The 12,236-nt window shown below is 50.0% G+C and carries 10 protein-coding genes; 7 read left to right on the forward strand and 3 right to left on the reverse strand.

Translation table 11 applies throughout. The features are described 5' to 3' along the window. Window positions 1-39: 39 nt before the first annotated feature. Window positions 40-495: a YchJ family protein gene (locus tag GKC68_RS10090; protein ID WP_028723489.1), complete on the reverse strand. Its 456-nt coding sequence runs from the start codon at window positions 493-495 to the stop codon at window positions 40-42. Between the two features lie 97 nt (window positions 496-592). Between GKC68_RS10090 and rssA the strand changes: the two genes are divergently transcribed. The 5 genes from rssA to GKC68_RS10115 all read left to right on the forward strand — a co-directional run bounded on the left by rssA (window position 593) and on the right by GKC68_RS10115 (window position 6,108). Beyond that, complete coding sequence (gene rssA, locus GKC68_RS10095) at window positions 593-1,504, forward strand: patatin-like phospholipase RssA (protein WP_024471782.1); 912 nt, start codon at window positions 593-595, stop codon at window positions 1,502-1,504. Between the two features lie 99 nt (window positions 1,505-1,603). Continuing rightward, on the forward strand, window positions 1,604-2,620 hold the full coding sequence (gene rssB, locus GKC68_RS10100) for a two-component system response regulator RssB (protein ID WP_064367004.1): 1,017 nt from the start codon (window positions 1,604-1,606) through the stop codon (window positions 2,618-2,620). A gap of 195 nt (window positions 2,621-2,815) precedes the next feature. Next, complete coding sequence (gene galU, locus GKC68_RS10105; RefSeq protein WP_028723492.1) at window positions 2,816-3,724, forward strand: UTP--glucose-1-phosphate uridylyltransferase GalU; 909 nt, start codon at window positions 2,816-2,818, stop codon at window positions 3,722-3,724. A gap of 21 nt (window positions 3,725-3,745) precedes the next feature. Beyond that, entirely contained in the window at window positions 3,746-5,086 is a 1,341-nt protein-coding gene (locus tag GKC68_RS10110; protein ID WP_013025970.1) for a UDP-glucose/GDP-mannose dehydrogenase family protein, read from the forward strand. Between the two features lie 14 nt (window positions 5,087-5,100). After that, window positions 5,101-6,108 carry an NAD-dependent epimerase gene (locus GKC68_RS10115; RefSeq protein WP_028723493.1) on the forward strand — a complete coding sequence of 336 codons (1,008 nt, stop codon included), beginning with the start codon at window positions 5,101-5,103 and terminating at the stop codon, window positions 6,106-6,108. 93 nt (window positions 6,109-6,201) lie between these two features. Here GKC68_RS10115 and hns read toward each other — a convergent pair whose 3' ends face one another. Further along, the gene (hns, locus tag GKC68_RS10120) at window positions 6,202-6,609 is read right to left on the reverse strand and encodes a histone-like nucleoid-structuring protein H-NS (RefSeq protein WP_028723494.1); all 408 of its coding nucleotides are present in this window, start codon (window positions 6,607-6,609) and stop codon (window positions 6,202-6,204) included. Window positions 6,610-7,025: 416 nt separating this feature from the next. Here hns and tdk point away from each other — a divergent pair, with 416 nt between their 5' ends. Continuing rightward, the gene (gene tdk / locus GKC68_RS10125; RefSeq protein WP_028723495.1) at window positions 7,026-7,649 is read left to right on the forward strand and encodes a thymidine kinase; all 624 of its coding nucleotides are present in this window, start codon (window positions 7,026-7,028) and stop codon (window positions 7,647-7,649) included. A 234-nt stretch (window positions 7,650-7,883) separates the two neighbouring features. On the opposite strand, the gene adhE is transcribed toward tdk, so the two are convergent. Further along, window positions 7,884-10,571 carry a bifunctional acetaldehyde-CoA/alcohol dehydrogenase gene (gene adhE / locus GKC68_RS10130; protein WP_342656791.1) on the reverse strand — a complete coding sequence of 896 codons (2,688 nt, stop codon included), beginning with the start codon at window positions 10,569-10,571 and terminating at the stop codon, window positions 7,884-7,886. 437 nt (window positions 10,572-11,008) lie between these two features. On the opposite strand from adhE, the gene GKC68_RS10135 reads away from it, so the two are divergent. Further along, a complete protein-coding gene (locus GKC68_RS10135; RefSeq protein WP_342656792.1) occupies window positions 11,009-11,656 on the forward strand; it encodes a YchE family NAAT transporter in 648 nt (215 codons plus the stop codon). The last annotated feature ends 580 nt before the right edge of the window (window positions 11,657-12,236 follow it).

A 12,236-nucleotide genomic window follows, 5' to 3' on the forward strand; every position in this document is an offset into this window, starting at 1 on the left:
CAAAGCATTAAGGGTAAAACCGTTACGCAGGCAACTGCCTTAGCCGCAACATTTTTTGTATTTTTTATCGGCGCCACAAGGACAGCGATCGTTACGCCCAATGGCGGGCGTCTCTCCGTCTACATAGTACCAGCGTTGATCCTCGCGAAGAAAGCGTGAACGTTCGTACAGTGCCCGATCGGCGCCGTTTTCACGATAACGGGCGAAAAAAGTCACAAACGATTCGTCATCATCACGCCCCGGTTCACGCTGCGTGATGTTCAGGCTCAACCATTCAGTACCAGCAAAACTTTCAGACAACAGCCCCGCAAGTGCCGGATCGCGCCGGGTAGGATGCCAGGTAGACACCAGGTAGTTGACGTCATGTTTGACATAAGCGCAGTAGCGAGAGCGCATAAGTTGTTCAGCCGATAAGGGAATTTCTGCTCCTTTAACAAAGGGCTGGCAACATAGGCTATACTGCTTGCCGCTACAGCAAGGGCAAGATTCGGACACACTTTCTCCTGTTAATCACGGTCGTTGTTGATGATATCGTTTACTTTATCTGACCCATGCTTATGACGCTACGTATTGACGCCAGGAACCGAGCAAGATGAGAAAGCAAAAGATTGGATTGGCTCTGGGTTCCGGTGCCGCCAAAGGATGGGCGCATATCGGCGTCATCGAAGCGTTGGAAAGCGCAGGCATTGAAATTGACGTCGTCGCCGGGTGTTCAATCGGTGCCCTGGTCGGCGCAGCTTATGTCAATCACCGCTTGCCCCATATGAAAAAATGGGTCAGCGCTTTTAGCTACTGGGATGTGATCCGCCTGATGGATCTCTCCTGGCAGCGCGGCGGACTGCTTCGCGGTGAACGCGTATTTAACCATGTCCGCCAGCTCATCACGAATGATGCGCTTGAGTCATGCGATAAGCCCTTTGGCGTGGTGGCGACTAACCTGAGCACCGGGCGTGAATTGTGGCTCACTGAGGGAGAATTGCATCAGGCGGTTCGCGCTTCCTGCAGTATGCCAGGTTTATTACCACCGGTCGGCTACAATGGATATTGGTTGGTCGATGGTGCCGTAGTAAATCCGGTGCCGGTTTCGCTAACGCGCGCACTGGGCGCTGATGTGGTTATTGCCGTCGATCTCCAACACGATGCGCACCTGATGCAGCCTGATTCAATGGTACTGACGCCGCAGAGTTCTGAAGAGCATGCCGCGGCTGTCGCGCTGAATCTCGACTGGCGCGGAAAGCTGCGCCAGAGATTGGTCAGTTTTACCCAGCGCCGGGCATCACAAGTGCCGGGCGCGATGGAGATCATGGCAACATCAATTCAGGTGCTGGAAAATCGCCTGAAGCGAAACAGGATGGCAGGCGATCCGCCCGATGTGCTCATCCAGCCGTTTTGTCCACAAATATCCACGTTGGATTTTCATCGTGCAGAAGAAGCTATTGCGGCTGGGAAGGTTGCCGTTGAGAAACAAATGGATGAATTATTACCGCTGGTCCGTAGAAGATAATCTGGTTGTTCACGCACAGATGTTACTTCGGTCTATTCTGAAAGGCGCAACTGCGTTTTATGAACCACTATTGAATTATCGGGTACGCAGGGGGATGGAATGGAAAAACCACTGATCGGCAAAAAGATACTCATTGTCGAAGATGAGGCCGTTTTCCGTTCGCTTTTAAACCAATTTCTGTCATCAATGGGGGCTGTCACAGTTGAGGCTGAAGATGGCCTCGAGGCTATTGAGCAACTGATGCAGCATTCCGTGGAGCTGGTAATCTGTGATCTTGAGATGCCGCGCATGAACGGCATCAAATTCGTTGAACATGTGCGCAGCCGTGGTAACAGCGTCCCGATTTTGATTATTTCCGCCACAGAAAATATGTCCGATATCGCTCAGGTTTTACGTCTTGGCGTACAGGATGTGCTGCTTAAGCCGCTAAAAAACTTTGAACGTTTCCGTGAAGCAGTTTATGAATGCCTCTATCCTTCGATGTTTACTTCAAAGGTGGAGGAGGACGAGCAGCTTTTTCAGGACTGGGACGCTTTGGTCCGCGATCCCTCTGCGGCGGCAAAACTCCTTAAAGAACTTCAGCCACCCGTACAGCAACGCATTGCTAACTGTCGGATTAACTATCGGCAACTGACGATGGCCGAGCAGCCGGGTCTGGTGCTGGATATCGCGGCGCTGTCGGACAACGATCTCGCCTTTTATTGTCTTGACGTTACTCGCGCTGGCGACAACGGCGTACTGGCCGCCTTGCTTTTGCGCGCCTTATTTAACGGGCTCCTTCAGGAACAGTTATCTGGCCAAAAACAACGCTTACCTGAGCTGAGCAGTCTGCTCAGACAGGTTAATTTGCTGCTGCGCCAGGCCGATCTGACCGGTCAGTTCCCGTTGCTGGTGGGCTACTATCACCGCGGATTAAAAAACCTGGTACTGGTTTCTGCCGGATTAAATGCAACGCTGCACGTTCAGGCCCATCAAATACAACTCAGTAACGGTGTGCCACTTGGCACTATGGGCAGTACACATACTAACCAAATAAGCCAGCGCGCTGATGACTGGCAATGCCATATTTGGGGGGCCGGAGGCCGCATACGACTGATGTTATCGTCTGACCAGTAAACCCGAATGGATAGTTTATTATCTGACGGGAGACAGGGCCAGAAGTTAGCTTTACACTTGGGTAATAGTCTTAAATTCTACGGATAGCGGTCTTCCAGGATAAATCCGTTCACGACTAACTGATATACTCATTTCCGAATTTAAACCGACATATCAAGCATTAAAACTTGAACGGCCTATAAGAGAGGTATTTTGATGTCTGCCTATAAGACCAAAGTAAAAAAAGCGGTAATTCCAGTAGCGGGTTTGGGTACACGTATGTTGCCTGCTACCAAAGCGATTCCAAAAGAAATGTTGCCGCTGGTTGATAAGCCGTTAATTCAGTATGTCGTTAACGAGTGTATTGCTGCGGGTATTAATGAGATTGTGCTGGTTACCCACTCCTCTAAAAACGCCATTGAGAACCATTTTGATACCAGTTTTGAACTGGAGTCCATGCTGGAAAAACGCGTTAAGCGTCAGCTGCTGGACGAGATCCAGTCCATCTGTCCTCCTCACGTGACCATCATGCAGGTCCGCCAGGGCATTGCGAAGGGTCTGGGCCATGCGGTCATGTGTGCCCATCCTCTGGTCGGCGATGAACCTGTTGCAGTCATCCTGCCTGATGTGATCATCGACGAATACGAATCTAACCCAACCAAAGATAACCTGGCAGAAATGCTGAGCCGTTACGAAGAGTCTGGCCGGAGTCAGATCATGGTTGAGCCCGTCAGCGATGTGACGGCATACGGTGTGGTGGATTGTCAGGGTGCAGAGCTGAATCCTGGTGACAGCGCGCCTATGGTCGGGGTTGTTGAGAAACCTAAAGCGTCTGAAGCGCCATCCAACCTTGCGGTTGTCGGTCGTTATGTTCTGTCTGCGGATATCTGGCCACTGCTGGCGAAAACGCCTCCAGGTGCCGGTGGCGAAGTTCAGCTTACCGACTCAATTGCCATGCTGATGGAGAAAGAAACCGTCGAAGCCTATCACCTGAAAGGGGTAAGCCACGACTGTGGTAACAAACTGGGTTACATGCAGGCTTTCGTTGAATACGGTGTCCGCCATCCGGTATTGGGTAAAGAGTTCACTGAATGGCTCAACAATACTGTTAGCGATAAAAAGTAATTTTAAACACAGGATAGCTCAATGAAAGTCACTGTATTTGGTATCGGCTATGTCGGTCTGGTTCAGGCTGCGGTGTTGGCCGAAGTCGGACATGACGTTCTCTGCATTGATGTTGATGAAAACAAGGTCGAGAACCTTAAAAAAGGCAAGATCCCAATTTTTGAGCCGGGTCTGACGCCGCTGGTTATGTCAAATTACGAATCGGGTCGCCTGAAGTTCAGCACCGATGCTGCTCAGGGCGTGAACCACGGTGTAATGCAGTTTATTGCTGTCGGCACGCCGCCTGATGAGGACGGCTCGGCCGATCTGAAATATGTTACTGCCGTAGCGCGTACCATTGCGCAGCACATGACCGACCACAAAGTCGTGATTGATAAGTCAACGGTGCCGGTCGGTACTGCCGACAGAGTTCGTGCTGTCATGACAGAAACGCTGCAGGCGCGCGATGCCAACATCAGCTTTGATGTGGTGTCCAACCCTGAGTTCCTGAAAGAAGGCGCGGCCGTTAACGACTGTATGCGCCCTGAGCGTATCGTTGTCGGCACCGACAATGATGACGTGGTGGAACTGTTGCGTGAGCTGTATGAGCCATTCAACCGTAACCACGATCGTATGATTTTGATGGATATTCGCAGTGCAGAACTGACGAAGTACGCCGCCAACTGCATGCTGGCGACGAAAATCAGCTTTATGAACGAAATTTCCAATCTCGCAGAACGTTTAGGTGCGGATATCGAAAAAGTGCGCCAGGGGATTGGTTCTGACTCACGTATCGGCTACCACTTTATCTACCCAGGCTGCGGCTACGGCGGTTCCTGCTTCCCGAAAGACGTCCAGGCGCTGATCCGCACAGCGGAGTCTATTGGTTATACACCGCGCCTGTTGAAGGCGGTGGAAGACGTTAACGACAGCCAGAAGACAAAGCTGCCCACCTTCATTAAACGCCACTTCGGTGACGATCTGAAAGGTAAAACGTTTGCGCTGTGGGGCCTGTCATTCAAGCCCAACACAGATGATATGCGCGAAGCCTCCAGTCGCGTGTTGATGGAAACGCTGTGGGAAGCGGGTGCCTCTGTTCAGGCGTTCGATCCGGAAGCGATGGACGAAGCGCAGCGCATCTATGGTCATCGCGATGATCTGAAGCTAATGGGAACCAAAGAGGCGGCGTTGCACGGTGCAGACGGCCTGGTAATTTGTACGGAATGGCAAAATTTCCGTGCACCTGACTTTGACGTGATTAAGAGCGCACTGAAAGAACCCGTGATTTTTGATGGACGTAACCTGTATGATCCAGAGCGTATCAGCAAACGCGGCTTCGTTTATTATGCAATCGGCCGCGGAGCATCTATCCAGGCTGTGTGATTAACGAGGGATTTATGAATTTTCTGGTAACCGGCGCAGCAGGCTTTATTGGCTTTCATGTCAGTCAACGCCTGCTGGCCGCCGGTCACCAGGTTGTCGGTATTGACAACCTGAATGACTACTATGATGTAAACCTTAAACAAGCTCGCCTTGATATCATCGGTGACAATCCATCCTTTACCTTTATCAAAGCCAATTTGGCCGATCGTCAGGCTATTGCCACACTTTTTGAACAGCACAATTTTCAGCGCGTTATTCATCTGGCTGCTCAGGCAGGGGTGCGTTACTCACTTGAAAACCCCCATGCGTATGCCGATGCAAACGTCATTGGGCACCTGAATATTCTTGAAGGCTGCCGCCACCATAAAATCGAGCATCTGCTTTATGCTTCATCCAGTTCGGTTTATGGTCTGAATAACAAGATGCCATTCTCAACAGAAGACAGCGTCGATCATCCTGTTTCATTGTATGCCGCAACGAAAAAAGCCAATGAGCTGATGTCGCATACCTATTCACATCTCTATCAATTGCCTACTACTGGCTTACGTTTTTTCACGGTCTATGGCCCGTGGGGACGTCCGGACATGGCGTTGTTTAAATTCACTCGCGCAATGCTTGCAGGCGAGGCGATAGATGTTTATAACCAGGGGCAAATGAAGCGCGACTTTACGTATATCGATGATGTTGTGGAGGCAGTTATTCGCTTGCAGGATGTTATCCCGCAGGTGGACGCGGACTGGACCGTGGAAACGGGTTCTGCCGCATCAAGCTCTGCCCCTTATCGTATATATAATCTTGGCAATAGCCAGCCGGTGAGTCTGATTCACTACATTGAAGCGATTGAGAAAGCGCTGGGTGTGAAGGCAAATAAGAATCTGATGCCTATGCAACCGGGGGACGTACTGGCAACCAGTGCGGACACAACCGCATTATTTAATACCATTGGATTTAAACCTCAGACCAGTGTCGATGAAGGCGTAAGGCGCTTTGTAGACTGGTATCGAAATTTCTATTCGATCTGAAAATAAAAAAGGAAGCGATCGCTTCCTTTTTTTTCTGGTGCGGATAATCGTAAAGCTAAAGTAAAGCCAACAATAAGCGAAACAGGCTATGCATTACAGCAGGAAGTCGTCTAACTGCTTACCTTGTTCTTCCATGGCTTTCTTGATTGCGGCTGGCGTTCGACCCTGACCCGTCCAGGTTTTGGTTTCGCCATTTTCATCAACAAACTGATATTTGGCCGGGCGGGCAGCACGTTTGGCTTTGCCAGCCGTTTTTGATTCTGACAGCGTGTTGAATAATTCGTTGGGATCGATACCATCTGCTAACAGCATCTCGCGATATTGCTCAAGTTTACGCGCACGCGCTTCGTTTTCAGCTTTAGAGTTTGACTCTTCGTCGCGACGTTCATTTACCACGACGTCCAGTTTTTCCAGCATTTCTTCCAGCGTTTCCAAAGAACACTCTCTGGCCTGGGCACGCAGCGTGCGGATGTTATTAAGATTTTTAAGTGCTTCGCTCATTGTCCTGATCTCTGAATAATTAATAGGAGAGTTGTTCTGCCCGCTAATAGTAGTGGTGGAGAAAAATAAGTTCAACATTAAATTATTTTTTAGCTTAAAAAGAGTAAGCGAGAAATTTAATAAATTATTAATTTACCCCGATAACCTGTGATGACACCAGGGTTGAAACAATGAAAAAATTCAGACCTTAGCTGAAAAAAGCGCAGACACATTATCGGTATAAAAATAATGTTTAATCGCTCATGTACTTTAATATTTATCCTGACCTTAAGACCCAGTGCCGCACCATATTAACTGCTGCATCATCAATGCGTGGTGCTAATCTGAACAGCAGAAGGTGAAAATCCCCCCAGCAGCAACCTGTAGATATGGTAAAATCGGCCCTGTTTTTTCATCGTATCCGAGAATCGGCGCAAATGGCTCAACTCTATTTCTACTATTCGGCAATGAACGCCGGTAAATCAACCGCATTATTGCAGTCATCCTACAATTATCAGGAACGCGGGATGCGCACGCTCGTCTATACCGCTGAGATCGACAATCGCTTCGGCGCAGGCAAGGTGAGCTCGCGTATTGGATTATCTTCCCCTGCGATGCTTTATAGTGCAGCCAGCCAGCTTGATGTGGAAATTGCCCAGGAGCATGCGCGGCAACCCGTTCACTGTGTGCTGGTGGACGAAAGCCAGTTTTTGACGCGTGAGCAGGTCAAAGCCTTATCTGACGTGGTAGATAATCTGGATATTCCCGTATTGTGCTACGGGCTGCGTACCGATTTTCTTGGTGAACTCTTCAGCGGTAGCCAGTATCTTCTGGCATGGGCGGATAAGCTGGTTGAACTGAAAACGGTTTGTCATTGTGGACGTAAAGCGAGTATGGTACTGCGTCTGGACAGTGACGGTAAACCTTTCAAAGAGGGGGAGCAGGTCGTCATCGGCGGCAACGAACGCTATATCTCTGTATGCCGTAAGCATTATAAAAAGGCGATAGAGCAGGGTTGTTTGCAGGCCATCCATGGGGCGCAAACGCCCGTGGGTGAATAAAGAGTCCTCAGCGAGCGCCGGGCGGCTTTTCCATGGCGCTCGTTAAGGCTGCGCAAGGCAATGCGATCACGCATCCTGTCCCTTTTCCCGTCCGGCTCAGGTCCCTATTCTCTTGACTACGCTGATTGACCGGGCGTCAGTGTTTATCCAAGCGATAAACCCGCCATAAAAAACCCCTTGAGGCACGGGCCAGACAAGGGGTTTCGGCAGCCCGTTCATCGGGCGCGGCGCGGATTAGGCTTTTTTAGCTTTCTTCGCCGCTTTGCTGTCAGTGACAGGCTGAGCCTGGGCAGCCTCGGCGGCACTGGCGAAGGGCTCGACAAATTTGCGTCCGTAGTAGCTGTCCAGCATCAGCTGTTTAAGTTCGGCAATCAGCGGATAACGTGGATTCGCGCCAGTGCACTGGTCGTCAAAGGCGTCATCGGCCAGTTTATCGATTTTCGCCAGGAAGTCTGCCTCCTGCACACCGGCTTCACGAATCGAGGCCGGAATACCCAGTTCCGTTTTGATTTCGTCCAGCCATACCAGCAGCTTTTCAATTTTCTGGGCAGTGCGGTCGCCCGGCGCGGTGAGACCAAGATGATCCGCAATTTCAGCATAACGGCGACGCGCCTGGGGACGATCGTACTGGCTGAATGCGGTTTGCTTAGTGGGGTTGTCATTGGCGTTATAGCGAATAACGTTGGAAATCAGCAGCGAGTTAGCCAGTCCATGAGGAATATGGAACTCAGAGCCAAGCTTATGCGCCATGGAGTGACAAACGCCGAGGAAGGCGTTGGCAAAAGCGATACCGGCGATGGTGGCAGCATTATGTACACGTTCACGGGCAACCGGATTTTTTGCACCCTCCGCATAGCTTGCCGGTAAGTTCTCTTTAAGCAGCTTAAGCGCCTGCAGTGCCTGACCATCGGAGTATTCATTGGCCAGAACGGACACATAGGCTTCCAGCGCGTGCGTCACCGCATCCAGACCGCCGAAGGCACAGAGTGAACGTGGCATATCCATCACCAGGTTGGCATCAACGATAGCCATATCCGGGGTTAGCGCATAATCGGCCAGCGGGTATTTCTGTCCGGTCGCATCATCCGTTACCACGGCAAAAGGCGTCACTTCTGAACCTGTGCCTGAAGTCGTCGTAATGGCCACCATGCGCGCTTTCACGCCCATTTTGGGGAACTTATAGATACGTTTGCGAATATCCATAAACCGCAGTGCCAGCTCTTCAAAATGGGTTTCAGGATGCTCATACATGACCCACATGATTTTGGCTGCATCCATCGGCGAACCGCCGCCCAGGGCGATAATAACGTCGGGCTTGAAGCTGTTCATCTGTTCTGCACCTTTACGTACGATGCTCAAGGTGGGATCCGCTTCAACCTCGAAGAAAACTTCGGTTTCGATGCCGTGAGATTTTAAAACGCGGGTGACCTGATCGGCATAACCGTTGTTAAACAGGAAGCGGTCAGTCACGACAAACGCGCGTTTGGCACCTTCGGTGGCGATCTCTTCAAGCGCGATGGGTAAAGAGCCGCGACGGAAGTAAATGGACTTCGGAAGTTTATGCCACAACATATTTTCAGCTCGCTTAGCGACGGTTTTCTTGTTGATGAGATGTTTGGGTCCCACGTTTTCAGAAATGGAGTTACCGCCCCAGGAACCACAACCCAGTGTCAGAGAAGGGGCGAGTTTGAAGTTATATAAATCACCAATACCGCCCTGAGAGGCGGGGGTGTTGATCAGAATGCGGGCGGTTTTCATCTTGTCGCCAAAGTAGTGCACGCGCGCTGTCTGATTGTCCTGGTCGGTATACAGGCATGACGTATGACCAATACCGCCCATCGCCACCAGTTTCTCCGCTTTGCTGACGGCATCCTGATAATCTTTAGCACGGTACATCGCCAGTGTCGGCGACAGTTTTTCATGAGCGAAAGGCTCTGATTCATCGACCCGTTCAACTTCGCCAATCAGGATTTTGGTTTCACCGGGTACGCTGATGCCGGCCATCTCCGCAATCTTCACCGCAGGCTGGCCCACGATGGCGGCGTTAAGCCCACCGTTTTTCAGAATGATATTTTGTACCGCACTCAGCTCCTGTCCCTGAAGCAGATAGCCACCATGGCTGGCGAAGCGCTCGCGCACGGCGTCGTAGACGGCATCCACCACGATAACCGACTGTTCAGAGGCACAGATCACACCGTTATCAAACGTTTTTGACATCAGGATGGAGGCAACGGCGCGTTTAACATCCGCTGTTTCATCTATGACAACAGGCGTGTTACCGGCCCCCACGCCAATCGCCGGCTTACCTGAGCTGTAGGCGGCTTTGACCATGCCGGGGCCACCCGTCGCCAGAATCAGGTTAATATCAGGGTGGTGCATCAACTGATTGGACAGTTCCACAGAAGGTGCATCAATCCAGCCTATGATGTCTTTGGGCGCGCCAGCGGCAATCGCTGCCTGCAGGACGATATCCGCCGCTTTGTTCGTCGCATCTTTGGCTCGAGGATGGGGGGAGAAGATAATCCCGTTGCGGGTTTTAAGGCTGATAAGCGCCTTGAAAATCGCGGTTGAGGTAGGGTTAGTGGTGGGGACAATACCGCAAATCAGGCCGATGGGTTCAGCGATTGTGATGGTGCCAAACGTATCGTCAGTGTCCAGCACGCCGCAGGTTTTCTCATCCTTATAGGCGTTGTAGATGTATTCAGAAGCGAAGTGATTTTTAATGACTTTGTCTTCAACAATGCCCATGCCCGATTCCGCCACCGCCATTTTTGCGAGTGGAATTCGGGCATCCGCGGCGGCCAATGCGGCTGCGCGGAAGATGGCATCGACCTGTTGTTGAGAAAAATTGGCGAATTCTTGCTGGGCTTTTTTTACACGTTCAACCAGTGCATTGAGTTCAGCGACATTAGTAACGGCCATTGTGCTCTCCTGAGGAAGTTAAACTTTTTTTAGTAAACAAGCCTGAATCCCAGAGTATAGCCATGGTGCAAACGGCACGGTTTACGGGAATAAAGCAGCGTTTTATCAATTGTTTACTAAAAGAGCTTCTCTCTGTTTCGAAATAATGAGACCTGTGTTACTGACAGAGAAAGAGTATCGGGTTTGGGGGAGAATAATGATGATTTGGATCAATTTAAGCCCAAGCTGACACCTTTCAGCCCTGCATTCAGGACGGCCCGGGTGGGGGAGAGTTAACGAGGGGTAAAAGTAACATCTTCCACAAGATAGTTAATGCGTGGTTAATGCCACCAAATTGTAAGTAAAATAACAGCATAAATAACTGCTTAGGCCTCTGGCGCCCACGGCTTTTTTCACTTACATTAGGCGCGTTTTTCATCTGGGATGGGGAGTTAACCGTGAATCCTGCGTTATTAGATCTGTCTGGCTATATCAAGTTTTTCGTAGGCCTGTTTGCACTGGTTAATCCCATTGGCATCATTCCGGTATTTATTAGCATGACCCGCTATCAGGGCGTGGCGGAACGTAATAAAACCAACCTGACGGCCAACCTCGCGGTGGCGATTATTCTCTGGACCTCACTGTTTCTGGGCGATGCAATCCTGCATGTCTTTGGGATCTCTATCGACTCGTTCCGCATTGCGGGCGGGATTCTGGTGGTGACCATCGCAATGTCGATGATTAGCGGCAAGCTGGGCGAGGATAAGCAAAATAAGCAGGAAAAAACGGAAACAGCAATTCGGGAAAGTATTGGCGTGGTTCCTCTTGCTCTGCCGCTCATGGCGGGTCCGGGCGCCATCAGTTCGACTATCGTCTGGAGCACACGTTATAACAACTGGCTCAACCTTATGGGATTTACCGTTGCGATTGCTGTTTTCGCCTTTAGCTGTTGGCTGCTGTTCCGCGCTGCGCCTTTAATGGTCAGGCTGTTAGGGCAGACAGGGATTAACGTGATTACCCGAATCATGGGATTGCTGTTAATGGCGCTAGGTATTGAATTTGTGGTAACCGGCATCAAGGCAATTTTTCCCGGTCTGGTGGGATAAACCCACTTATTTAATCTCATTTAAAAAGAAATGAACGCATTTGGTGCAAAAGACGGTTTTTTTGCACCATTTGAGTGCAATTATTTGTCTCTCTTCACATCTTTCTTCTGTTATCACTTCCACTAATAACCTCTGCTACGGCGCCAATGCCTGCATCGCGCCATGTCACTTTAATCACACTATATTCTGCTTCCACAGCGCAAGTTGGCATGATTAATGCTGGTCTACGTCGCTTTAACCGTTTTTTAAATGAGGTGACGGTGTGTATTTACACTACAACGACGCAACGCAAGGGTATAAATGTTGTTTTTTGGTTAAATTGGCATCAATGCGATGAGATTGTTTATTAATCAGTCTGTTAAGCTATTTTTAGGGCAAAAATTAACACTTCCACTGGGAAAAATCTCATGATAAAAGAGAAACAGGTAACATTTTAGCGATTTAGTTTTGGCGCCCCTTTGCAGCATCTGCTAATTTTCGGCGCATTAATAATGTTTTCCCAAACATCAAAAGCAAAAGATTTATTCCTTATTGATGCTGGGATATCAGAATAAAAATTGGCATTTAACAAGGGTGTGGG

This window comes from Pantoea sp. RSPAM1 (assembly GCF_038816185.1).
GTDB lineage: Bacteria > Pseudomonadota > Gammaproteobacteria > Enterobacterales > Enterobacteriaceae > Pantoea > Pantoea ananatis.

What these genes read in the sequence shown, in the direction of transcription:
- galU (WP_028723492.1), top strand. Translation starts at nt 2,816, where the DNA reads ATGTCTGCCTATAAGACCAAAGTAAAAAAAGCGGTAATTCCAGTAGCG.
- rssA (WP_024471782.1), top strand. Translation starts at nt 593, where the DNA reads ATGAGAAAGCAAAAGATTGGATTGGCTCTGGGTTCCGGTGCCGCCAAA.
- rssB (WP_064367004.1), top strand. Translation starts at nt 1,604, where the DNA reads ATGGAAAAACCACTGATCGGCAAAAAGATACTCATTGTCGAAGATGAG.
- tdk (WP_028723495.1), top strand. Translation starts at nt 7,026, where the DNA reads ATGGCTCAACTCTATTTCTACTATTCGGCAATGAACGCCGGTAAATCA.
- GKC68_RS10115 (WP_028723493.1), top strand. Translation starts at nt 5,101, where the DNA reads ATGAATTTTCTGGTAACCGGCGCAGCAGGCTTTATTGGCTTTCATGTC.
- adhE (WP_342656791.1), bottom strand. Translation starts at nt 10,571, where the DNA reads ATGGCCGTTACTAATGTCGCTGAACTCAATGCACTGGTTGAACGTGTA.
- hns (WP_028723494.1), bottom strand. Translation starts at nt 6,609, where the DNA reads ATGAGCGAAGCACTTAAAAATCTTAATAACATCCGCACGCTGCGTGCC.
- GKC68_RS10110 (WP_013025970.1), top strand. Translation starts at nt 3,746, where the DNA reads ATGAAAGTCACTGTATTTGGTATCGGCTATGTCGGTCTGGTTCAGGCT.